The 22,420-nt window shown below is 47.6% G+C and carries 20 protein-coding genes; 15 read left to right on the top strand and 5 right to left on the bottom strand.

All coding sequences use genetic code 11. The features are described 5' to 3' along the window. From MKX36_RS14005 to MKX36_RS13980, 6 genes are all read left to right on the top strand, one after another. Window positions 1-1,467 (top strand): efflux RND transporter periplasmic adaptor subunit, encoded by a 1,467-nt coding sequence (locus tag MKX36_RS14005; RefSeq protein WP_107733467.1) that lies wholly within the window; start codon window positions 1-3, stop codon window positions 1,465-1,467. 223 nt (window positions 1,468-1,690) lie between these two features. Continuing rightward, the gene (locus tag MKX36_RS14000) at window positions 1,691-2,533 is read left to right on the top strand and encodes an STM4015 family protein (protein WP_107733468.1); all 843 of its coding nucleotides are present in this window, start codon (window positions 1,691-1,693) and stop codon (window positions 2,531-2,533) included. Between the two features lie 67 nt (window positions 2,534-2,600). Further along, entirely contained in the window at window positions 2,601-3,935 is a 1,335-nt protein-coding gene (locus tag MKX36_RS13995) for an STM4014 family protein (RefSeq protein WP_340864909.1), read from the top strand. Next, window positions 3,935-4,717 carry an STM4013/SEN3800 family hydrolase gene (locus MKX36_RS13990; protein ID WP_017427603.1) on the top strand — a complete coding sequence of 261 codons (783 nt, stop codon included), beginning with the start codon at window positions 3,935-3,937 and terminating at the stop codon, window positions 4,715-4,717. The genes MKX36_RS13995 and MKX36_RS13990 overlap by 1 nt, the downstream gene beginning before the upstream one ends. Window positions 4,718-4,786: 69 nt before the next feature. Continuing rightward, complete coding sequence (locus MKX36_RS13985) at window positions 4,787-6,214, top strand: STM4012 family radical SAM protein (protein WP_257125957.1); 1,428 nt, start codon at window positions 4,787-4,789, stop codon at window positions 6,212-6,214. Beyond that, the gene (locus MKX36_RS13980) at window positions 6,211-7,080 is read left to right on the top strand and encodes an STM4011 family radical SAM protein (protein WP_340864908.1); all 870 of its coding nucleotides are present in this window, start codon (window positions 6,211-6,213) and stop codon (window positions 7,078-7,080) included. Before MKX36_RS13985 ends, MKX36_RS13980 begins: the two co-directional genes overlap by 4 nt. A gap of 95 nt (window positions 7,081-7,175) precedes the next feature. Here the strand turns inward: MKX36_RS13980 and MKX36_RS13975 are convergent, their stop codons facing one another. From MKX36_RS13975 to MKX36_RS13960, 4 genes are all read right to left on the bottom strand, one after another. Then, window positions 7,176-7,454 (bottom strand): YxcD family protein, encoded by a 279-nt coding sequence (locus MKX36_RS13975; protein ID WP_017427605.1) that lies wholly within the window; start codon window positions 7,452-7,454, stop codon window positions 7,176-7,178. Between the two features lie 3 nt (window positions 7,455-7,457). Beyond that, window positions 7,458-7,913 (bottom strand): hypothetical protein, encoded by a 456-nt coding sequence (locus MKX36_RS13970; RefSeq protein ID WP_016822109.1) that lies wholly within the window; start codon window positions 7,911-7,913, stop codon window positions 7,458-7,460. Between the two features lie 160 nt (window positions 7,914-8,073). After that, the gene (locus tag MKX36_RS13965; RefSeq protein ID WP_016822108.1) at window positions 8,074-8,640 is read right to left on the bottom strand and encodes a PadR family transcriptional regulator; all 567 of its coding nucleotides are present in this window, start codon (window positions 8,638-8,640) and stop codon (window positions 8,074-8,076) included. Window positions 8,641-8,882: 242 nt separating this feature from the next. Beyond that, on the bottom strand, window positions 8,883-9,446 hold the full coding sequence (locus MKX36_RS13960) for a beta-class carbonic anhydrase (protein ID WP_016822107.1): 564 nt from the start codon (window positions 9,444-9,446) through the stop codon (window positions 8,883-8,885). Between the two features lie 173 nt (window positions 9,447-9,619). Between MKX36_RS13960 and MKX36_RS13955 the strand changes: the two genes are divergently transcribed. The 5 genes from MKX36_RS13955 to MKX36_RS13935 all read left to right on the top strand — a co-directional run bounded on the left by MKX36_RS13955 (window position 9,620) and on the right by MKX36_RS13935 (window position 15,091). Continuing rightward, window positions 9,620-11,137, top strand: a complete 1,518-nt coding sequence (locus tag MKX36_RS13955) for a carboxypeptidase M32 (RefSeq protein ID WP_017427606.1) — start codon at window positions 9,620-9,622, stop codon at window positions 11,135-11,137. Window positions 11,138-11,280: 143 nt separating this feature from the next. Continuing rightward, window positions 11,281-12,366 (top strand): ABC transporter substrate-binding protein, encoded by a 1,086-nt coding sequence (locus MKX36_RS13950; protein WP_340864907.1) that lies wholly within the window; start codon window positions 11,281-11,283, stop codon window positions 12,364-12,366. Beyond that, window positions 12,363-13,175 (top strand): ABC transporter ATP-binding protein, encoded by an 813-nt coding sequence (locus MKX36_RS13945; protein WP_090890250.1) that lies wholly within the window; start codon window positions 12,363-12,365, stop codon window positions 13,173-13,175. The genes MKX36_RS13950 and MKX36_RS13945 overlap by 4 nt, the downstream gene beginning before the upstream one ends. Window positions 13,176-13,183: 8 nt before the next feature. Beyond that, entirely contained in the window at window positions 13,184-14,017 is an 834-nt protein-coding gene (locus MKX36_RS13940; protein WP_016822103.1) for an ABC transporter permease, read from the top strand. Between the two features lie 117 nt (window positions 14,018-14,134). Further along, window positions 14,135-15,091 carry an aromatic acid exporter family protein gene (locus MKX36_RS13935; protein ID WP_013371555.1) on the top strand — a complete coding sequence of 319 codons (957 nt, stop codon included), beginning with the start codon at window positions 14,135-14,137 and terminating at the stop codon, window positions 15,089-15,091. Between the two features lie 21 nt (window positions 15,092-15,112). On the opposite strand, the gene MKX36_RS13930 is transcribed toward MKX36_RS13935, so the two are convergent. Then, a complete protein-coding gene (locus MKX36_RS13930) occupies window positions 15,113-16,429 on the bottom strand; it encodes an amino acid permease (RefSeq protein WP_340864906.1) in 1,317 nt (438 codons plus the stop codon). 115 nt (window positions 16,430-16,544) lie between these two features. On the opposite strand from MKX36_RS13930, the gene MKX36_RS13925 reads away from it, so the two are divergent. The 4 genes from MKX36_RS13925 (at window position 16,545) to mutS (ending at window position 22,415) form a co-directional block, all read left to right on the top strand. Further along, on the top strand, window positions 16,545-17,441 hold the full coding sequence (locus MKX36_RS13925) for a LysR family transcriptional regulator (protein WP_025365075.1): 897 nt from the start codon (window positions 16,545-16,547) through the stop codon (window positions 17,439-17,441). Window positions 17,442-17,567: 126 nt separating this feature from the next. Continuing rightward, a complete protein-coding gene (locus tag MKX36_RS13920; RefSeq protein WP_013371552.1) occupies window positions 17,568-18,125 on the top strand; it encodes an outer spore coat protein CotE in 558 nt (185 codons plus the stop codon). Between the two features lie 125 nt (window positions 18,126-18,250). Next, window positions 18,251-19,486, top strand: coding sequence for a putative amidoligase domain-containing protein (locus MKX36_RS13915; RefSeq protein ID WP_340864905.1), 1,236 nt, complete (start codon window positions 18,251-18,253; stop codon window positions 19,484-19,486). Window positions 19,487-19,595: 109 nt separating this feature from the next. Further along, a complete protein-coding gene (mutS, locus tag MKX36_RS13910) occupies window positions 19,596-22,415 on the top strand; it encodes a DNA mismatch repair protein MutS (RefSeq protein WP_340864904.1) in 2,820 nt (939 codons plus the stop codon). Window positions 22,416-22,420: the final 5 nt, after the last annotated feature.

Raw genomic sequence — 22,420 nt, 5'->3', positions numbered from 1 at the left:
ATGAAAATATTGAGAGTAGAAAGTACATTAGCGGCTTTAGTCCTCGGCGGCGCAGTGCTGGCAGGCTGCTCCAGTAATAGTGGAGCGGCTCAGGACATGGTCGTTCCAGTTAAAATTAGTCAAGCACAGCAGGGGATTATCGGACAGGGAAATATTTATACAGGTACGGTAACACCTTCGGAAACCGTCAATATTGTGCCTAAAGTAGGCGGTAAAGTGGTTGAGCTGCCTGTGGATATTGGTTCTGAGGTTAAAAAGGGCCAGGTCCTGTTCAAGCTTGACGATAAGGATATGCGTAACAATGTTGCAAAAGCTCGCGCCGCAGCAGCAGCAGCAGCAGCTGGCGTAAGTACCGCTCAAGCATCCCATGAATCAACGATGGTTCAAGCAACTTCGGGCTTAGTGCAGTCCAAGAGCGGTGTGATTCAATCCCAAAGCGCAATCAATCAGGCTCAGGGGGCTATTAATCAAGCAACTACAGCCGTAGAACAAGCGACACATGGTGTTTCCTCGGCAGCCAATACGGTGAAACAAACACAGCAAGCTTTGGCAGATGCACAAAAGAATGTAACACGTACACAAAGTCTGTTTGATGCTGGTGCGAGCACCCAAGCACAATTAGAACAAGCAAAAACCGCAGTTGTGAATGCGGAAGCGGCTTATAATAATGCACAAAATGCGCAGGCTAATGCAAAAGACCAATTGATAGCTGCTCAAAAGGCTCTAACTACAGCCCGTAACAGCTATGATACAGCAAAAAATAGCTACAGTAATGCTAACAGCGGCTACAGCAATGCGCAGAATCAGCTTAAAGTATCTCAAAATACGGCTGGCATCCAGTCTAGCCAACAATCTCTTAAGCAGGCACAACTGAATGTAAACATTGCTCAGGATGCATTGGATGACACCGTTGTTACATCACCGATCAACGGTATTGTGGGTACGAAAAATGCAGAAGTGGGCGAAATGGTATCCGCTCAGTCTCCTGCGCTAGTCATTGCTAACCTGAGTACGGTCAATACATTGATTTATGTCCCTGCGGAACAGATCAACAATGTAAAAGCAGGTGACAAGGTACAGGTTCGTGTTGCAGCTTCCAACATTGTAACAACAGGTACAGTAAAAAATGTAAGCCCGTTGGATGCAAGCGGAAAAGGTTATCCTGTAAAAATCTCAGTAGCCAATCCAGACATGAAACTGAAATCCGGCATGTTGGCTGATATCAGCTTTGTCGCTGCCAATGCGCAAGAAGGCATTGTTGTTCCTACTGCGGCAGTTCAAAAGGATCAAGGTAAAGAATATGTATATGTAGTAAGCGGCGACCATGCGAAACGCAAGGAAGTGAAAACTGTTCAAACGACAGGCTCACAAACACTCATTACCAGTGGCTTGAGCAAGGAAGAGAATGTGATCGTGAATAATCTGGCATTGCTGTCCGATAACTCACCGATTACAATTACCCAATAACTTGGTTCTAAACTTGCGTTCTTTATAATAGTAGAAATTTATTATGGATACATTCCAAGGCAGCCCGCAATTGGGCTGTCTTGTTTTTATTTCATTTGCACATTTTACATAGGGTTAATGTCGATCTGGGACTTTTTTTGACGAACATTGGTAGAATAGGATAGACTAAATTGGAAATAGATAGTTTACGAGATCTCAGACAAGCGATCGGAGGAATTGTGAGATGGAAGTGAAATTGGTTGTAGATTATGAAGCTTATGAGAATGGCCAAACGATGGCTAAATCTATTGAGGAACTGGCAGCCAAGCCGGAGAGTGCCCAAGTTACGGATCTGATCATTGGAGATTGGGGCGGCGCCTATGAAAATTCACCAGATGATTTTATACCCGTGTTAGTGAGGCTAAAAGATCAATTTCCTAAGGTGCGCAAGCTGTTTATTGGTGATATGGAATATGATGAGTGTGAGGTATCATGGATTAACCAAACGAATCTGTCCCCGCTGTTAGAAGCGTTTCCAAAGCTTGAATCCTTACATATTAAAGGAAGCCAGGATCTGAGCTTGGAACCCCTTCGCCATAATCATCTTCAAGAATTGGTTATTATTTGTGGCGGTCTACCTGTGAGCGTCCTTCAGCAAATCCGTAATGCCGAACTGCCTGAACTGCGCAAGCTGGAGCTGTATTTGGGTGTCGAGGATTATGGTTTTGACGGTAAACTGGAAGATATTTTACCGTTTTTGGACAGCAATCCTTTTCCAAAACTTACATACTTGGGACTCAAAGACAGTGAGATACAGGATGAAATTGCCATTGCTGCTGCTAATGCCCCTGTGATTGGACAACTGGAAGTGCTGGATCTCTCACAAGGTACTTTGTCTGATCAAGGAGCAGAAGCGTTGCTGGGTAGTGAAAGTATAAAAGGACTGAAACATCTGGATTTGAGCTATCATTATATGTCTAGTGAAATGATGGGGCGCTGGAAAAACTCAGGTTTATCTGTGAACGTAGAAGATCAACAAGAAGCAGATGAAGAAGATGATTGGCGCTATCCATCACTGACAGAGTAATTTGCTCCAATGGATTTCTAAAACGGATTGACTTTAAAATTAAAAAGAATAAAAGTGAGGCGGCTCTATGATGAAGATGTGGGATAGTAATGTCAACGAGCCGTTTATCTTGTTCGGTAATTCGGGGAATCGTCGAACTACGGGGCTGCAGGAAGCACGAAGCAGATTAATGCTTCCGTCAGCTCTGGAGGTCTCCTATACAGATGTGTTGGGGGCCATTCGAGAGAAACACAGTCTGAACGAACTGATGGTCAGGATAGCTGCACAAGCTGCGCAAGATAGCGTGAATGGCAGTGTCCAATTGCAAGAGAGCATTGATCAATTACTGAAAGGTCGGGTGGACAGAGGCCCGCTGCTACGTCTGGATGCACCGGGCGAAAACTTTGAGGTAGAGCGGGAGTTGATTGCTCTGGGCGCCCCGGATGCCGAGGGAGACGATTCTCTGTTGCCATGGCCGGAATGGGCACATGGCACAGGTATACTAGCGGCAGAAGCGCGCCGTTTGCAGGAACAGCGTGGTCGCATTTGGCACCCGGCACAATGGTTCCGGGGCTATTGCCGTCTGCTGGCTTGGCTGCGGCATGAAGTAGATCGGCTCTGGCCTTCGTCGCGCTGGATGAACGATCCTGCGGAAGTAGCCGTCATGTTTGACAAACGGCGTTGTAGCGCCGTATTAGACCAGGCAGACATCAGGGTCCCGCCTGTGCTTACAGCTTCAGGCGGTGCTTTTCGTGATGCTGTTGATCTGCATGCAGCTATGAAAGAGAGTGGGTTTCACCGCGTATTTGTGAAAATATTTTGCGGGTCAGGCGCTTCTGGTGTCATGGCTTATCAGGTACATCCCAAAACGCATGCAGAGCTGGCGGTAACTACGATTGGAACAGAGATCATACACGGACAGCGAGTGTACTATAATGCCGGACGATTGCGTCGTTATACAGACAAGCAGGATATTCATGCCATCCTTAACTGGCTATGTTCGGAAGGGGTACATGTGGAACGCTGGATTCCCAAAGCGACCTTGAACGGACGTGTTTATGATGTGCGTCAACTCGTGTGTGAATCAGAGGCTTGTCATGCGGTTTTACGTTTGAGCCACAGCCCTATTACAAATCTACATTTGCGTAATGAGCGACTCTTGCTGGAGGAAGCCGGACTACCACCAAGTACGGTGGAATCGGTTCAGCATACTGCAAAAGCCGCCATGAGGGTCTTTCCGGCGTCGATGGTTGCTGGACTGGATGTGCTTGTTCCGGCTCACGGTGGTCGTCCCTACGTATTGGATGTTAATCCGTTCGGTGATTTACTGTACCGGGTTGAACATCAGGGTTGGAATCCATATGAATGGGAAATGTTGCACCTTGCTAATAGGTGCGTAGTTTTGGAAAGGAAAGACAGATAATGACTGATATGAATCAAATTGTTGGCTCTCATGATATTGTCATGATTACGCTGGATACCCTGCGTTATGATGTAGCCAAGCTGGAGGAAGAAAACTGTCCGAATTTATGCGGCTCCGGGTCGTGGGAAAAGCGCCATACACCAGGGAGCTTTACATATGCTGCACACCATGCTTTTTTTGGCGGATTTTTACCGACTCCGGCCAATACGGATAAGGCTTCACATGTCAGGCTGTTTCACACAAAAGATACGGGACTGCGTACGCATCCACATACCTGGCTGTTCGATGCTCCGGACATTGTGTCCGGGCTGGAGAATGAGGGCTATCGGACCATCTGTATCGGCGGCGTTATTTTTTTTACGAAGAAGAACAAGCTGGCCAAGGTGCTGCCCGGATATTTTCAAGAGAGCTACTGGCGCATGAACTTTGGCGTTACCAACCCTCGTTCAACAGAGCATCAGGTGAATCATGCCTTGAAGCTGTTGGAAAAGGCAGACCCTGCACAGCGTTTGTTTTTGTTTATGAATGTATCAGCCATCCATGGGCCTAATCATTATTTTGTAAAGGGCTCTTCAAAAGATTCAGTAGAGTCTCAACGAGCAGCTTTGCGGTATGTGGATGGTGAACTTGGACGCTTGTTTGATGCTTTGCGGAAGCGTGGCAAGACGTTTTGCATGGCTTTTTCCGATCATGGTACAGCTTATGGGGAAGACGGCTACGAAGGGCATCGCCTGGCGCATGAGGTAGTGTGGAATGTGCCTTACCGCGAATTTATACTGTAGGACAAAAAGAAACGTAGTTTGCACTGGTAAATGATCAACAATCCAATCCAGCGCGAGGAAGGAGCAGAAATGAAAGCCATGAATCTGAATCACCTGCATCCAATGGGCCCAGCAACCCAGACTTCTCCGGGAATGGACACTAATTTAGTAACGTCTAGATTTCAGTGGCCGGATACTCCTGTAGAATGGGCACGTACGATCCGAGAAGCTCCCTATCGCTCCTATCTGTATTCTTACCCGCATAAAACGGCCTATCGTTCGTTCGATACACCGCTCTCATTGCAGGAATTGTGGGAGAAAGAAGAGTTGGAAAGCTATTTTTTGTATATGCATATACCGTTTTGCGCAGCTCGCTGTGGATTTTGTAACCTGTTCACTTTGCCGGACAAGCGTCAGGATGTGCATAAGGAGTATGTGGATGCGCTAGAAAGACAAGCTCGGCAATGGGCTCCAATTATGGGGGGTCGGCCTTTTTCGCGTTTTGCGATTGGCGGTGGTACACCGACCTTATTGGAGGCTCCTTTGGTGGAGCGTTTATTTGACATTGCGGAAAATATTATGGGATTGGACCCCAAGCGAGCTTCTATTTCAATTGAAACCTCTCCAGACACTGTAACTGAGGATAGGCTGGAAGTGCTCAAGCGCCGCGGTACAGATCGTGTCAGCATGGGAATCCAGAGCTTTGTAGAATCAGAAAGTGCCGCCATATACCGACCTCAGAAGCCAAAGCTTGTTAGAGAAGCACTTGAGCGGCTGGTAGAATACAATTTTCCTTTGCTCAACGTGGATCTGATCTATGGTCTGCCTGGTCAAACGGTGGAAACCTGGCTGTATTCTCTGGAGGAAGCTCTGTCTTATTCGCCAGGAGAGATCTTTCTTTACCCGTTATATATTCGTGAAAATACGATTTTAAAGCCCGGCTATACCGGGCTGGATCACGATATTCGCCTTAGCTTGTATGAAGTAGCGCGTGAACGGCTCAAACAGGCAGGATATGTACAATATTCCATGCGCCGTTTTGCTAAAAATGAGGGTACATCCAGCAAAGAGCTTTTGCCCTATAGTTGCCAGGAGGAGGGCATGGCTGGGTTGGGGTGCGGAGCACGCTCTTATACACGCGATGTACACTATGCCAGCCGGTATGGTGTCAGTACAGCAGCCACACGTAGTATTATCGCGGATTATGTGGCGGCGGAGCGTCATGATCTGGCTGACTACGGCTTTATTTTAAATGCGGATGAGCGTAAGCGGCGCTTTATCCTGAAGGCACTTCTTCATCGGGAAGGATTGGAACTATGCGCCTATGCAGAGCGCTTCGGTGTATCCCTGGAAGACGATTTTACAGGAATGTCACTGCTGCTAGAATCGGGTATGGCTGTGGTCGAGGAGGGCACGCTTCGACTTACGGAGGAAGGAATGGCCTATTCCGATGCGATTGGGGACTGGATGATTTCCACATCAGTACGTGAGCGTATGGAAGGATATGTAGGCGCATGAGAGCGACCTTATATTATCGTGGTTCGTTGACCTCATGCAACTATGCTTGCCCTTACTGCCCATTCAGTAAAAACGTCGATAGTCGGGAAACGTTGAACAAGGATCGGGCGCAGTTGGAACGTTTTGCTGATTGGGTACGAGAGCAGGGCGCTTTGGGGCACCAGCTCTCCATTTTTTTAAATCCATATGGAGAAGCCTTGATTCATTCCTGGTATCGTAAGACCATGATTGAGTTCTCCCATATGGCGCATGTGGAAAAAGTGGCCGTACAGACGAACCTTTCGGCTAAGCTGGATTGGACAAAAGAACTAAATCCAGAGACGGCTGCGCTGTGGGCTACATATCATCCTGGAGAAACCAAAGAGCAAGCTTTTATATCGCAGGCTATGAAGCTATTTGAACTTGGCATTTCCTATAGTGTCGGTACAGTTGGATTGAGACAGGCGTTCCCGGCTATTCGTTCTTTGCGGGCGCAACTTCCAAAAGAAGTGTATATGTGGGTCAACGCCTACAAGGACCGACCCCATTATTATACGGATGCCGAGGTTGCCGAATTAACTGCGATAGATCCCTATTTCCAATGGAATTTAAAGGATTATAGTAGCCAGGGGGGAGCATGTCGCGCGGGAGAAGATGTATTTTACGTCCAAGGTGACGGACGAGTAAAACACTGCTATCAGGATCGCCGTGTGATTGGACACCTGTACAGAGACGGTCTGGAGGGGCTGAGCGCCCAGCGTCCGTGCCGGATGAAAGAATGCGGCTGTTATATCGGTTATATCCATATGGAAGAGCAGCCATTTCGGGAAATGTACGGTAACGGCTTGCTCGAAAGGGTGCCGCATACAACCATGATGATCCATTAGACAAAAAAGAGAAAAAAAGAGCCGCCCTTGCCATCAGGCAAAGAGCGGTTCTTCTGTTTGGAAATAAGTTTGTACGATTGTCCTATGCAATTTAATTAAGTTTGGACAATAGCAGTAATTTCTTCATCCAGATCCAATCTGACCTGCTCGCGATAGGCACGAATATTGTATTCGGAATGAAGATATCTCAGAATAGCTTCTATCATATTGGCTTCCACCAGATATTGACTGCGTCCCTGGACATGAACTTCGGCTGTATAGCCTGTATCTTCATCCCAGCTTAGCTCCACAACCACATCGGTTGGTTGTACGCCCTTGCGTTCAGCCATATGCAGGCAAATGGCATTGACAATCTCATCCATGCTTAAAATCATAACTTAGTAACGTCCTCCACGAGAATCATCTGGTCTACGGCGATTTTTGATAGCTCGGTAGATACCTACACCAACCATAATCAGAACATAAATAGCTAGAACGTTAACGACCAGACCAAGCAAGCTACCCAATGCACCCATGTTGCCGAACAATCCGCCAAAGAGCATACCTGCCAAGCCGCCCAGCATCATACCTTTGAGGAACCCGCCACCGCCACCGAGGAATCCACCGGTTCTGCTTGTGTTGCCCGTAGTAGCACTAGATTTAGTTCCACTATCAGACTTATTGATGCCGCTGCTGTCATTCGCTTTGCTTGGTGTAGATTGGTATGATTTTGGTCCGGATTTAAATCCGCCACCACGTCTTGCATCAGCTGTAGATGGTGCGATCATAGCAATGAGTAGGGTGAAAGCCATCATCAGCATCATCATATTTTTCAAAGTGAATGTCTTTTTCATGTAAATATAATCCCCCTTAGTAATTTGTGTTATAGGTCAAACAACCGCTTACCCGTAATACGATATAGCATGGAAAAGGGTTTCAAAGAATTTTAAATTTTAAAAAATTAAACGATAACGTACATAAATCCCATACACGGATTGATAAAAACGTTCAGCTTTAGGGTTTAAGTAAAAACGGATTCGTGTCCGCTCTGACATCACCGGCAAGCAGCATGCGCAGCACCATTTGGCACCATTCCAGGCCTGCTCTAGCATTTAAAAGCCCTTTTTGCACTAAAATATAGTCACCGAAATTCTTACTGCCAAAGTGTAAATTTTCTGCGGGAATGTCGTTCAGTATATCCTCTAGATGCTGGATTTTCTGAATAAAATAACGTTTACGTTCTTCCAGCATACGATTGGCGCTCGTTTTGTCCGTCAACCAGAGACAGAATAATCGAAGGCTTAATTCGTCCCGTGTAACCGGAGCAGCTAACGTTTCCTGAGACCATTGCTGAAGCATATGGATTCCCTTGTCGGTAATGGTATACATTTTTTTATCAGGCTTGTCGGATTGCTGAATCCATCGGGAGGCTAGCAGTTCCTTGCTCTCCATACGGGCCAGTAGCGGATAGATCTGACTGTGCTTGGCCTGCCAAAAAGGCTGTATACGCAGCATCAGATCATAGCCGGAGGATTCCTCTCTGGCGAGTAGCCCCAACAGACCATACGATAGTAAATTCATATATCTTATCTCCTTCATCCATCTTAGTGACGGTTGTAACAGCTCTGCGGCAGATCATCTGCGGCTTCATAAAAAGTGTACACTGAAACTGTATGGTTTGACAACTTTCACACTGGTCGTTCACAGGTTAGCCAAAATTAGCTGGGGGCATTCTGTATGTATATGTGCTTTTTTTCATAGAAACAGGGTAGTTTAAGCACGTATGTACGCGCCTGAACTACCCCGGTAACTAGATATAGTGTTTACTGGTTATTCCCATCAACAACAAGTGTTAACGCTCCTGTATCTGGATGTATTACCATGCCATGAACGGGCGTATTCGGAGGGAGAAGGGGATGGTTTTTAATAAGCTTCACTGTAGTCTGTACCCCTTCTTCAATGTTGTCAAAACCTTTTAACCATTTATTCAGCTTAATACCTGAATTCTCCAATGTACTCAGCACTTCCTGCGAAATTCCGCGATCAAGCATTTCATTAACCATGTGATCAGCATTCAATGCAGCCATACCGCATTCATAATGACCTACAACGAGTACTTCGTCTGCTCCCAGCTCATATAGAGCGACTAGCACACTACGCATTACACTTCCAAAAGGCTGTGAAATAATTGCACCCGCATTTTTAATGATTTTGACATCACCGTTACGCAGGTTCATGGCTTTGGGGAGCAACTCCGTTAGCCGCGTATCCATACAGGTTATGATAACCATTTTTTTATTAGGGAACTTGCCTGTTCTATAGGCCTCGTATTCTTTGTTTTCTACGAAAACACGATTGTACTCTAAAATTTCTTGGATGTGATCCACGATTGTTCCCTCCAGATTCTAATAAAGTTTAATATGTACCGCCCAACGTTTGATCCAGGTATTAGGAGCTGGTCGTACATGTTGTGTGTTGATTATACTTTTTAATATAATTATCATCAAGTATAGATATCTAAAAATTTTAACCATTTTAAGTTAAAGAGGTGTCCCTAATTATGGAGCAACAAACGTTGGATCAATGGACGGCTTTAAAGGAAATTGCACACAAAATCAGTGGTTACGGCGAAGCAGTCGGCTTGCTGCACTGGGATTTACGGACAGGCGCTCCACGCAAGGGCGTTGACATCCGGTCGGAGACGTTGGGCATGCTGTCCACGGAAATGTTCAAGCTGATGATCTCGGATGAAATGGGGCAGTTGCTGCAATTTTTTGCCGCAAAAGACAAGCTGGAGCAACTGGAAGACAATGATCGCAGACTGGTAGAGGAATGTCGCAAAAATTATGACCTAAATCGTTCGGTTCCGGCAGACCGCTACCGGGAGTATAGCATTTTAGCGGCTCAGGCGGAAAGCAAGTGGGAGGAAGCAAAGGAACATAGCGACTTTGCCGGATTCGAACCGTACTTGTCTAAAATCGTAGACATGAAGCGCGAGTTTATCGGTTACTGGGGGGTTAAGGATACAGAGTACGACACACTTTTGGATCAATATGAGCCAGGGATGACGGTTGAAAAGCTGGATGCGGTCTTTGATCGTCTCAAAAAGCGCCTTGTACCCCTATTGTCTAAAATTCAGGCTTCACCCAATCAGCCGGATAAAAGCTTTTTAGACGGTGTATTTGATGTAAAGCAGCAGGAAAAGTTCAGTCTGTTCATTTTAGGTCAGATGGGTTATGACTTTGACGCAGGTCGTTTGGATGAGAGTGTGCATCCATTTGCGACAGGGTTAAATCCAGGTGATGTGCGTATAACAACACATTATTTGCAAGATGATGTAACCAGTGCTATTTTCAGCTCCCTGCATGAAGGAGGGCATGCACTGTACGAACAAAATATTGCCCCTGAGCTAGCAGGATCACTACTGTCCGGAGGAACCTCTATGGGGATACATGAATCCCAGTCCCGCTTGTGGGAAAATAAAATCGGACGCAGTCGTGCTTTCTGGGATCGGTATTACGATGATCTGCAAAAGCATTTTCCTGATCGTTTGGCGAAGGTCACGGCTGAGCAATTTTACCGGGCAGTCAACCGCGTGGAAAATTCATTGATTCGTATTGAAGCAGATGAGCTGACATATAATTTACATATTATTGTCCGCTATGAAATTGAGAAAATGCTGTTTAATGAAAAGCTGGATGTAAAGCGTCTCCCTGAGGTGTGGAATGCAAAATATAAAGAATACCTGGGACTTCTTCCCCCGAGCGATGGGCTGGGCGTACTTCAAGACGTTCACTGGTCCGGTGGTGACTTTGGCTATTTTGCTTCGTACTCGCTTGGCAATATGTATGCAGCGCAAATTTTGGCGACTCTGCGCAAAGAGCTGCCGAACCTGGATGAGCTGATTGCTGCTGGTGAGCTGGAGCCGATTAAGCAATGGCTGACTGAACGGATTTACCGTTACGGCAAGAGTCGGACGCCGTCTGAGTTGATTGTAGCCATTACAGGTGAGGATCTGAATCCCGATTATCTCGCCGACTATCTGGAAGAGAAATATACATCCATATACAAGCTGTGATTTAGAAGTTGTTATATAATCACACACAAAAACCCCGCGTTCTTAGGCAAATGCGGGGTTTTTGTATGCGATTAACCATTATATCGACAGCCGCATAACAATATATGAAGTCAACGATGCAAAAAGGTGGGGAGGGAACAAGGATGAAAAACGGCACTCGTTTCAAAGCAGTGGTGGCTGCGGCACTACTCGGATTACTGTTGCTCAGTGGGTGTGCCCCCAAAGGGGAACAAACGATTGAGATCAGACTTGGCGAGGTAGCCCGTACGGTCTTTTATGCGCCGCAGTATGTAGCCTTGAGCCAGGGGATGTTTGCTCAGGAGGGACTGGATGTTCAGCTGGCTACGATCCCTGGGGGGGACAAGGCGATGACGGCGTTGTTGTCCAATCAGGCGGATATCGCGCTGATCGGCGCAGAAACATCTATTTATGTGTATCAGCAAGGAGCAGAGGACCCTATCATTAATTTCGCCCAGCTGACACAGAAGGACGGAACCTTTTTGTTTGCTCGGCAAACGCAGGATAGCTTTGACTGGGAAAAGCTGAAACAACAAAATTTTCTGGGACAACGCAAGGGCGGAATGCCACAAATGTCACTTGAATTTACGCTTCGCAAACACGGCATTGATCCTCATAAGGATCTGAAGCTGATTCAAAATATTGATTTTGCCAATGTCGCCTCTGCTTTTGGCTCAGGTACAGGGGATTACGTACAGCTGTTTGAGCCACAGGCATCTATTTTTGAAAAGGAAGGTCGGGGTCGGGTAGTTGCCTCCATCGGCGTAGAGAGTGGCGAGTTGCCGTATACGGTATATATGGCGAAGCAAAGCTATCTAAACACCAATGGCGAGGCAGCTCAGAAATTTACAAATGCCATATATCGGGCACAAGAGTGGATTGCTGCGCATTCACCTGAACAGATCTCCGAAGCAATTATGCCTTATTTTAAAGATACAGAATTAGCTGTTTTGACGAGTAGTATCAAGCGCTACAAGGAACAGAGTACCTATGCTATGAACCCGATGATTGAGGAAAAGGAATGGAAGAATTTACAGGATGTCATGGCCTCGGCAGGTGAGCTGAAAAGCCCTGTTGCACTAGATAAGCTGGTCAACTCAAGCTTTGCAAAACAGGCGATCTCCTCCAACTCTATCGGGAATACTGAGACAGATGTGAAAAAGAGCGCAACTGCTACGGGTACAGCTGTCGATGCTGGAGGTTCACCATGATGGAAGAACAGAGTGGTCTCACTGCGGATGTGACGATCCCGATGGTGAGAATGGAGCAAGTGACCCATGTGTATGTAACAGATCGGGAAGCTTCACTTGCGGTTGAGAATATCGATTTTTCCGTAAATACAGGGGAGTTTGTCAGTTTAGTCGGTCCAAGCGGCTGTGGCAAAACGACGATCCTGTCTATGATCGCCGGGCTGCTGCGTCCAGCGGCAGGTCAAGTTATGCTGCAAGGTCAGCCGGTAAGTGGCCCGAGCCCTGAGGTCGGTTACATGTTGCAGCAGGATTATCTCTTCCCGTGGCGGACGATAATGGATAACGCATTGTTAGGTCTGGAACTAAGCAACAGAGTAGATGAAGCTGCGCGTGAGCGGACACGGTTATTGCTGGAAGGCATGGGTCTGGGAGGAAAGGAGCATTTGCATCCATCCCAGTTGTCAGGAGGAATGCGCCAGCGTGTGGCGCTGGTACGGACGCTGGCGACTAATCCGGGACTGCTGCTGCTGGATGAGCCTTTCTCCGCGCTGGATTATCAAACCAAGCTACAGCTGGAGGACCTCGTTGTGCAAACCTTGCGGGAGCGAGAGAAAACGGCGATTTTAGTCACGCACGATTTGGCCGAGGCGATTGCAGTCAGCGACCGGGTTATAGTGATGGGGCGAAATCCTGGTCATATTCGGCGTACCTTTGAAATTCCGGATTCCATCCGGGAAGCCCAGCCTTTTTATGCACGCGAGCAGCCGGGCTTTAATGAGCTTTTTCATGAGCTATGGGGGGAACTGGAGGCTTCGGGAGCAAAGGAGTGAGTTAACGTATGAAGAACGAAGCTGATCAGCTTGAGCAACGATGGATTCAAGGACTGCATCAGACGTATTTACGTAACAGGCGTTTGCAAAAGTGGTTAGTAACAGGTGTGCAGACAGCTATTTTGCTGCTTTTATTTGTATTGTGGGAAATTGCAGGTCGTTTGAAGTGGATTGATGTACTGTTGTTTAGCTACCCTAGCAAAATTCTCACGCAGATTGGCAAGGATGCGGTCAGCGGTGAATTATGGGGGCATGTAGGTGTCACTGTTGGAGAAACAATGGCAGGTTTTTTGCTTGGCACACTGCTCGGTACACTGCTGGCGGTACTTATTTGGTGGTCGCCGTTTTTGTCGAGGGTGCTTGACCCGTATATGGTCGTGTTTAACAGTATGCCCAAGGTAGCGCTGGGCCCGATTTTTATCGTCATGTTTGGGGCAGGTTTTACCGCGATTCTGATGACGACCCTCTCCATTACGGTTATCATTACGACACTAGTGGTGTACAACAGCTTTCAGGAAGTCGATTCCAATTTGATCAAAGTGGTTCGCACGTTTGGAGGTTCACGCCGTGATACGTTTCAAAAGGTAATTTTACCCGCATCCTTTCCCGCAATTGTCTCTACGCTAAAAGTGAATGTCGGCATGGCGTGGGTTGGCGTGATTGTGGGTGAATTTTTGGTGGCTAAAAACGGCTTAGGCTATTTGATTATTTATGGTTTTCAGGTATTCAATTTCACGCTGGTCATGTCCAGTTTGTTGATCATTGCTGTCGTAGCTACACTGATGTATCAGGCAGTCGTGTATGTGGAGCACCGCCTGCTTTCGGGCCGCCCTCATCGGTAATTATTAAATTTCTGAATATTTGTGTAAAACGTGAAAATAAAGTACCATGAAAATGAAATACTTAATATTTATGAAAATGAGAAAACAGATTTCATCTAGAGGGGACAGAATTTTTTCATGGGCTTTCGTACGATTAAAACGGCTATTGCCGCATTAATGGCCGTACTTATTGCGGAGGGAGTAGGCATTCACGGAGCCACCTCGGCAGGGCTTTTAGCAATTTTGGGGGTGGATGTCACACGCAAGAGAAGTCTCCGTACCATTTCGGCTAGATTTTTTGCATCCGTCGTGGGACTTCTTTTTGCTTGTGTTTTGTTTGTGGTATTCGGATTCCATGATTGGGTACTTGCATTATATATTTTAACGGCGTTTCCGGTCATTGTACGGGTAGGCTTTAAGGAAGGCATTGTCACGGGTTCAGTCGTAGTTTTCCGAGTATTCAGCGGCGGTGTGATTGATATGGAGGTGCTGCTGACCCAGCTGGCTCTGCTGGTGATTGGACTGGGTTCTGCGATGGTTGTCAATTTAGCTTATATGCCGCGTTCTGATAATACAATGCAACAAATCCGGCAGGAGGTGGATCGGACATTTTCTGTTATTTTCAGAAATATGGCCAACACGCTGCGTAGTCCGGCATACATATGGGATGGCAAGGAAGTTATTGAAGCGGACAGCGTGATCACCAAAGGGGTCACTGAGGCAGGTCGTTCATTGGAAAATCAAATGCTTCGTCCCCAAGAGGGCTGGAATGTGTATTTTTATATGCGCAAAGAACAGCTGGATTCGATTCAAAACATGATGCAGTTGATCGCACAAATGTATCAGCATATGCCGCAGGCCAAGCTTTTGGCCGAGCTGTTCGACCAGCTTAGCAACGACGTTTTGGCTGGACATTATACGGGGCAGACTGAGAAGCTGTTAGAGCAGGTTCGTGAAGAATTTAAAGCGATGGAGCTTCCTGCCACACGGGAGGAATTCGAGATCCGTTCGGCATTATTGCAGCTTACACATGAGCTTCATCAGTATTTGAAAATCGCTAAAAAGGACAAGGCCCCTACTCCAGTGAAAAATTAGAGTAAAGACCTTGAGAGGCTACTATCCATGATGGACAGTAGCCTCTTCTTGTTCGGTGATGGCAGAAGTCGGATGAGTAAAAGTTCTTTTATGCCGAATTCGATCTGTAATCCATAAAACAGCTGTGATCAGGCAAGGGTACAGCATAGCCCACCCAACAAAAGGAAAGACAACTGCCGTGGAGATGAAGGAAATCCAACTAATGGACACTCCCCAACGACTCCCGCGTAGGAGCTTAATCCCTGCTGCACAACCTCCTAGATAGGTCAGAATGAAGGTGGCGTTCGGGAATTGGATCAGGTTGGTGAGTGAAACTGCACCGCTACCGTACAACACCATAATGATCACGAAGCAGACACTAAGAAAAGCAATGCCCCCGATGGGTGTATGGAAACGTTGGGATAACATCCCCATCCAGCGAAAGGCCTGTCCTTGTCGGGATAAAGCATAAGCGACTCGTGAAGCGGCACCCACGTAAGCAATAATAGTAGCGGTACAAATAAAGATACCCGTCAAGCCCGCAATGATCGCACCCCATGGACCGATAGCCCGACTAATCACCCATACGAGCGAAGCATCTGAACCCCCTGCAAGGTAACTTTGTGTGCCCACTGTAGCAAGCGCAGTAAGGAAATAAAGCAAACCGACAATGACAGCTGCAATGATCACACCTCTAACGGCAGACCGCTCGGGATTGGTAAATTCCTCTGACATATGAGACACGGCCTCCCAGCCGATAAAGCACCAGAACAGAATCGCAGCTGCTTGGCCGATAGAAAGCCAGCCATGTGGAACAAACGGCGTAAAGTGAATAGTTTTCATCTGAGGGAGTGCTGCGGCAATAGCGAATATCAGGACGGCAACGATGGCTATAACGACGGCAATCTGAATGCGTCCGGCAACCTTCATACCGATCCAGTTGATGATCAGGCCCACCGCCAGCATAGCAGCGGCCAACAGTATGCGACTTTCCTCTCCCCAGCCCATAGCTGTGGTCATATAGCCGGCTCCGGTAAGTGCGGCAACAGGCGCCCCAATTGGAACCGACATGAGAAAAAACCACCCGATATAAGCACCGGCACGTGGGGAAAAGGCCAACGTCACAAAATGCGATACCCCTCCGGCATTTGGAAATTTCGCAGATAGAAGCCCCATGGAAAGCGCCATTGGGAGAATAAGCAGGGTCATGAATCCCCATGCCAGCAACGATGCTGGGCCCGCCATTTGGGCGGCAAGGCCAGGCACAATCAATACCCCCGAACCCAGCACAGCTCCGATATAGAGCGCAATGGCCTGTGGAAGACCAATAGTGGATTGAAGTTTATTTTCGTTCGTCATGCAGAAAAGCCTTCTTTCTCTTGTTATTTCCTCCAGCTTATCAGATAATCAATCTATCGGAAAAACGGAATATTACGATTGCTTGCATCGGAAAAATCGATTGAAGGAGCGGATTATGGAATCGCGGCATTTGTTTACCTTTTTAAATGTGGTGGAGGCAGGCAGTTTTACGCGAGCAGCGCGTATACTGGATTATGCGCAGTCAAGTATTACTGCTCAAATTCAAACACTGGAGACGGAATTGGGTACGCCGCTGTTTGATCGCATCGGCAAGAAAATCATGCTGACCGATGCCGGGCGACGCCTGCTGCCCTATGCGCAGGAAATTTCCAAGATGCATGCTATGGCTAAGGATGCGCTTCGTTCAGAAACAGAATTAACAGGGACGCTAAAAATAGGAGCACCAGAGTCTCTGGCTGCTTTTCGTTTGCCGAGTCTGATCCGTGAGTACAGAGAGCGGTACCCAAAGGTTAAAATTGTACTTAAGCCCGGCGAATGCTGGGAATTACGTGATTTGATCCGTTCCGGTGAACTGGATTTGGCTTTTTTGCTTCAACCTGAGACGGAGGATAGAGAACTGAATATCACCACGCTTATTCATGAGCCGATGGCGCTGGTTGCGCCACTGAAGCATTCACTGGTTGCCTGTACACAGGTAGAGCCTGCCGACTTGAAGGACGAAACCATTTTGCATACGGAGGCTGGATGTACGTACCGAATCCTTTTTGAGCAGTATTTGAACAAACACGGTATTTTTGCAGACCCTAGTCTGGAATTTTGGAGCATTGAAGCCATCAAGCAATGCGTCATGGCTGGACTGGGTATTGCGCTGCTTCCGCTAGTTACGGTACAAAATGAGTTGCGAGAAGGGAAAATGGCACGTCTAGCCTGGGATGACAGTGAACAGCAGGTGGCTACTCAGGTCGCTTATCATACGAAAAAGTGGAAATCGCCAGCTCTCAGCGAATTTTTACAGATCGTTGAGCAGCATGTAACACATTGGCGTGCATGAGTTCAAGCCATGGCGGCATATGCTTATACAAATAATATTTTTTCCTTTTCGCCTATTCACTCAACATTCGCCCACAACCTGCATACATATGTATGGAATGATTGATTGTATGGAGGAGGTTCAAGAATGGCATTAAGTCATAAAAATCGTAGAGAGATTATTACCAAAGCGATCTGTGGTAAAGGTCGCAGATTCTCTACCGTAACCCATACCGTAACTCCGCCGAATAATCCGACCAGTATTTTGGGAGCATGGATTATCAACCACCAGTATGAAGCTGTGGCGGCTGGAGACGGCATTGAGGTCATCGGGACGTATGATATCAATATTTGGTACTCATACGATAAAAACTCGCAGACCGATGTGGCTAAGGAAACGGTGTCGTACGTAGAAAATGTGCCGCTCTCGTATCTTGATCCGAAGCACCGGGCGTCTACAGTGGAAGTATCCGCCGAAGCTACACAGGAGCCAAGTTGCGTTGAGGCCAGTGTGTCTTCTGGAGGTGGCAGCGTAATGATCCGGGTCGAGCGGGAATTTGCGGTGGAGCTGGTGGCGGAAACGAAGATTGTTGTAGAAGTATTCCCGTATGGCAGCAGTGACGATTTTGACAAGGACTTTGATTTTGGAGCGGAAGAGGGGGACTATGAGGAGCTCGACCCCGACCTCATTGACGACGAGCTCTGACAGGAGTGACCCAAAAGAGGGCCACTTTACTCTTTGCGCCGGCTGATATTGCGCAGGGGGCAAAGGCCCTCCTTTTTTGTCGTTTTGGATCGTTAAAGTCCGTACGTAGAACGGTAAGGGGGAGTATGATGCGGCAACCGGGACAGGCGCTCAAACGCTTCAGAGAGATGACGGATGATGAAAAAATGCGCAGACTGGAGCGTTCAGGTATATCGGTTCGTTGGCTGGATGAGAGTACAGCCGATTTTGCGATCGGCTACGCGGTGCAAATCCATCAACTGCGGGGACTGGAAATCCGTAGACGAGCCCTCGAAGGTTCTACCAAAGTTAGCACATATGATTTGTCTGAACTAGATTCTCAATCCCCGCTCTATGTCCGGATGGAGCGGCTTGCTGTACGTGCGTTGTATACACTCGGTTTGGACAGTGGTGAGGTAGTGCTGACGCCGCTGGGAGAGCGTAATTGTCAGATTCGCCAAGTCTTAGCACAGCCCTGGCTGAACGATAGACGTTTGGCCACGCTATACGAAGTTGCTGCTCGTGAAGAGGATGCTCCGGGAGAGGAACTTTCAGCGAAACGGGGGAGCGCGCGACTATTAATCGGAATGGACCCCGAATTTGTGCTGGTTCGTATGCCAGAGGGGAGGGTTGTTCCGGCTTCTAGATTTTTGGGTCGACTAGGCATAGCTGGCTGCGATGCCGTTACCCGCCGAGGGCGAACGCTGTATCCGGTCGCTGAGCTTCGTCCTGCCCCGAGCGAAGATCCCGCTCGTCTGCTGAGGCATCTGCGCCAAGCTTTTGCAACAGCAGCTCGGCGTATTGACGACCGCACGCTTATCTGGCAGGCGGGCGGAATGCCGCAGCCAGGTTTTCCCTTGGGCGGACACCTGCATTTCAGCGGTGTTCCGCTAAATGGTGCCCTACTTAGGGCACTAGATAACTATTTGGCGTTGCCTCTGGCGCTGCTAGAAGATAAGCGCTCGGCTCGGCGTAGACCGCATTATGGCATTTTGGGCGATTTTCGCCGTCAGTCTTACGGAGGCTTTGAATATCGTACACTGCCTAGTTTTCTAATCTCGCCACAGCTGGCGAAAGGTGTGATTGGGATGGCGTTTCTGATCGCTTCCCAATATTCACGTTTGCAGCGTAGGCCTTTGGGAGAAGAAGAGGCTCACAGAGCTTTTTATGAAGGAAACCAGGTTGTACTTAGAGAGTATATGGAGCCAGTTATTTTAGATATGGTTTCACTAGAGATCTATTCTCAATATGAAACTTATATAGCGCCGCTGCTGGATAGCCTTCGCCAAGGAAAACAATGGGATGAAACACGGGATTTGCGCCCGTACTGGAAGCTTTCGTAAAATCAGGTGTCAACACCCGAGAGGGTTTCATGTTATCGACTGTCATTTTTGATATAATGAAAGATAATTATAAGATTAACGGAACAAAGTGTGGGGGTTAGGTAACGGTATGTCTAAATATACACCGATGATCGAGCAATATTTATCTATAAAAGAGCAGGCTAAAGATGCATTTTTGTTTTTCCGCCTAGGGGATTTTTACGAGATGTTTTTTGATGATGCGATTCTTGCATCCAAGGAGCTGGAAATTACACTGACTGGTCGTGAGGGTGGCGTCGCGGAGAAAATTCCAATGTGCGGCGTGCCTTATCATTCAGCAGAAAATTACATACAACGCCTTATTGAGAAGGGTTATAAGGTGGCCATCTGTGAGCAAATGGAGGAAGCCTCAGCTACGAAGGGAATGGTGCGGCGGGATATCGTCCGTGTGGTGACCCCGGGTACGGTCATGGAGGGCAAAGTGCTGGGTGATAAATCCAACAACTACATGGTATGTGTCACAGAGACGGACGGGATGCTGGCGCTGGCGGCATGCGACTTGTCGACAGGTGAACTCTATGTGACTTCCGTACCTGATTCGAAAGAATGGCTATTAGATGAAATTAACATTTATGAGCCGTCCGAAATGTTGGGGGATGGTCATTTGCTCGATTTTGTGACCTCTCGTATGTCCCCTGTTGGACGGCGTGTTGTGTATACGGCCTGGGACAAATCCAAAGATGATCTGGTACGGGATCAATTCGGTGAAGCCACATGGGCAAGGCTTACGGAGGAACGCAGACGTTGCGTATCGCGCCTGATTGCCTACTTAAATGAAACGCAAAAAAGATCGTTAGGTCAACTGACCCAAATCTCGGTCTATGAGCCCAATCATTTTATGATTCTGGATCCATTTACCCGCAGGAATCTGGAACTGGTGGAGACGGTGCGTGAACGCTCCAAGAAAGGCTCGCTGCTGTGGCTGTTGGATCGGACAGAGACATCTATGGGCGCACGTTTGTTGCGTCGTTGGATCGACAAACCGCTGTTGAGCAGCAATTTAATTGAGGAACGATTAGAAGCGGTAGACAAGCTGTACCACCAGTTTATTTTCCGCGAGGATGTACGTGCTCAGCTTAAAGAGATTTACGACCTGGAGCGTTTGGTAGGACGGATCGCTTTTGGTAGTGCTAATGCACGAGATTTGATCGCTCTCAAGCTGTCTCTGGCTCAAATTCCGTCTTTACGCGAGCTGTGCGCTGAATCTCCATCGAATACGCTGAGACGGATTGCACAAACATTGGACAGCTGTACAGACCTGTGTACGCTAATTGAGGAAGCAGTTGCCGATGAACCCCCGATTTCCGTAAGAGATGGAGGGCTTATAAAGGAAGGTTACCATCAGCGTCTGGACGAACTGCGTGAAGCGAGTGTGAACGGTAAGCGTTGGATCGCTGAGCTGGAGACCAAGGAACGTGTAGCAACCGGCATTCGGTCGCTCAAAATCGGATACAACAAAGTGTTTGGTTATTACATCGAGGTGACCAAATCCAATTTGGCTTCATTACCGGAAGGTCGATATGAACGCAAACAGACGTTGGCGAATGCAGAACGGTATATCACACCGGAATTGAAGGAAAAGGAATCGCTGATTCTGGAAGCTGAGGATAAAATGGTGGATCTGGAGTACACGCTTTTCTCCGAGCTTCGCGGTAAACTGAACGCTGAAATTCCCCGTTTGCAAAAGCTGGCAGAGCAAGTTGCTGAAATCGACGTGTATCAGTCGCTGGCAACGGTTAGCGCGGAACGTGGATTCGTGAAACCTGAGCTGACAACAGGATTTGATTTTGTAGTGGAACAGGGACGGCACCCCGTAGTGGAGGCCGTAATGAAAGATGGTGGCTTTATCGCCAACAACACAGTGTTGGAAGAAGCCGATGCGCATATTCTACTCATCACCGGTCCGAATATGGCTGGGAAAAGTACGTATATGCGTCAGGTTGCACTCATTGCGATTATGGCTCAAATTGGCTGCTTTGTTCCAGCTGCACGTGCTAAAGTGCCGATGCTGGATCGCATTTTCACACGGATCGGCGCTGCGGATGATCTCATCGGCGGGCAGAGTACGTTTATGGTCGAAATGGCGGATATTCAAGTCATGACGGACAAGGCAACTCCGCGAAGCTTGATTATTATTGATGAACTGGGACGAGGAACGTCCACCAGCGAAGGGATGGCAATTGCACAAGCGGTCATCGAATTTGTGCATGATACGATTGGTTGTAAGGCGCTGGTATCTACGCATTTCCATGAGCTGGCCCATTTGGAGCAAGGTTTGTCTTCGCTGCGAAATTACTCCATGGCTGTGCAGGAAAGCGGCGATAAGGTGAATTTCCTGCGCAAGCTCATACCAGGCGCGGCGAGTAGTAGCTATGGTATTTATTGTGCCCGGCTTGCAGGTTTGCCTAATAACATTATTGAGCGAGCGAATAGTCTGCTGTATGGTTTTGAACAGGCGGCAGCTCAAGTAACGGCGGGCACGGAGGCAGTAGGAGGAGCGAAGGAAGGGACTGATCTTCGTACAGCGTCAGGGACAGAAGAGATTTCTCCAATGTCCGCAAAATATGTAGGCCAGACATTGTCAGCGAACGGAGATACAGCACCACAAGTCCAGTCTGGATCACAGCAAGCCACCCTGGTAAAAGAAGATACTTTACAGATTGTGGAAGATTCAGGTGAGTTGGAGCGATCAGCTTCTGACGTGGTACAGCTGTCCATTTTCGGAGAGCAGGATCTTGCTCCCTCCAAGCCACACCCAGAGACGGTAGAAGCTAATCCGATCGTGCGCCAAATTTTGCGGAAAGTGAAAAATGCTGATGTCATGAACATGACACCCTTACAGGCAATGCAATTGTTAAATGAATTAAAAAATAAGGCCAATGGTCTGTAATTAAA

The organism is Paenibacillus sp. FSL W8-0439, from assembly GCF_038008995.1.
Lineage (GTDB): Bacteria > Bacillota > Bacilli > Paenibacillales > Paenibacillaceae > Paenibacillus > Paenibacillus polymyxa.
Note: the sequence above shows the minus strand (reverse complement) of the source record. Positions and strands in the feature narration are given on the sequence as shown.

Excerpts from the sequence above, each read along its gene's own strand:
- MKX36_RS13955 (WP_017427606.1), top strand. The coding sequence starts at position 9,620 with ATGGAGCAACAAACGTTGGATCAATGGACGGCTTTAAAGGAAATTGCA.
- MKX36_RS13925 (WP_025365075.1), top strand. The coding sequence starts at position 16,545 with ATGGAATCGCGGCATTTGTTTACCTTTTTAAATGTGGTGGAGGCAGGC.
- MKX36_RS14005 (WP_107733467.1), top strand. The coding sequence starts at position 1 with ATGAAAATATTGAGAGTAGAAAGTACATTAGCGGCTTTAGTCCTCGGC.
- MKX36_RS13965 (WP_016822108.1), bottom strand. The coding sequence starts at position 8,640 with ATGAATTTACTATCGTATGGTCTGTTGGGGCTACTCGCCAGAGAGGAA.
- MKX36_RS13915 (WP_340864905.1), top strand. The coding sequence starts at position 18,251 with ATGATGCGGCAACCGGGACAGGCGCTCAAACGCTTCAGAGAGATGACG.
- mutS (WP_340864904.1), top strand. The coding sequence starts at position 19,596 with ATGTCTAAATATACACCGATGATCGAGCAATATTTATCTATAAAAGAG.
- MKX36_RS13935 (WP_013371555.1), top strand. The coding sequence starts at position 14,135 with ATGGGCTTTCGTACGATTAAAACGGCTATTGCCGCATTAATGGCCGTA.
- MKX36_RS13940 (WP_016822103.1), top strand. The coding sequence starts at position 13,184 with ATGAAGAACGAAGCTGATCAGCTTGAGCAACGATGGATTCAAGGACTG.
- MKX36_RS13930 (WP_340864906.1), bottom strand. The coding sequence starts at position 16,429 with ATGACGAACGAAAATAAACTTCAATCCACTATTGGTCTTCCACAGGCC.
- MKX36_RS14000 (WP_107733468.1), top strand. The coding sequence starts at position 1,691 with ATGGAAGTGAAATTGGTTGTAGATTATGAAGCTTATGAGAATGGCCAA.
- MKX36_RS13995 (WP_340864909.1), top strand. The coding sequence starts at position 2,601 with ATGATGAAGATGTGGGATAGTAATGTCAACGAGCCGTTTATCTTGTTC.
- MKX36_RS13980 (WP_340864908.1), top strand. The coding sequence starts at position 6,211 with ATGAGAGCGACCTTATATTATCGTGGTTCGTTGACCTCATGCAACTAT.
- MKX36_RS13945 (WP_090890250.1), top strand. The coding sequence starts at position 12,363 with ATGATGGAAGAACAGAGTGGTCTCACTGCGGATGTGACGATCCCGATG.
- MKX36_RS13985 (WP_257125957.1), top strand. The coding sequence starts at position 4,787 with ATGAAAGCCATGAATCTGAATCACCTGCATCCAATGGGCCCAGCAACC.
- MKX36_RS13950 (WP_340864907.1), top strand. The coding sequence starts at position 11,281 with ATGAAAAACGGCACTCGTTTCAAAGCAGTGGTGGCTGCGGCACTACTC.
- MKX36_RS13990 (WP_017427603.1), top strand. The coding sequence starts at position 3,935 with ATGACTGATATGAATCAAATTGTTGGCTCTCATGATATTGTCATGATT.
- MKX36_RS13970 (WP_016822109.1), bottom strand. The coding sequence starts at position 7,913 with ATGAAAAAGACATTCACTTTGAAAAATATGATGATGCTGATGATGGCT.
- MKX36_RS13975 (WP_017427605.1), bottom strand. The coding sequence starts at position 7,454 with ATGATTTTAAGCATGGATGAGATTGTCAATGCCATTTGCCTGCATATG.
- MKX36_RS13920 (WP_013371552.1), top strand. The coding sequence starts at position 17,568 with ATGGCATTAAGTCATAAAAATCGTAGAGAGATTATTACCAAAGCGATC.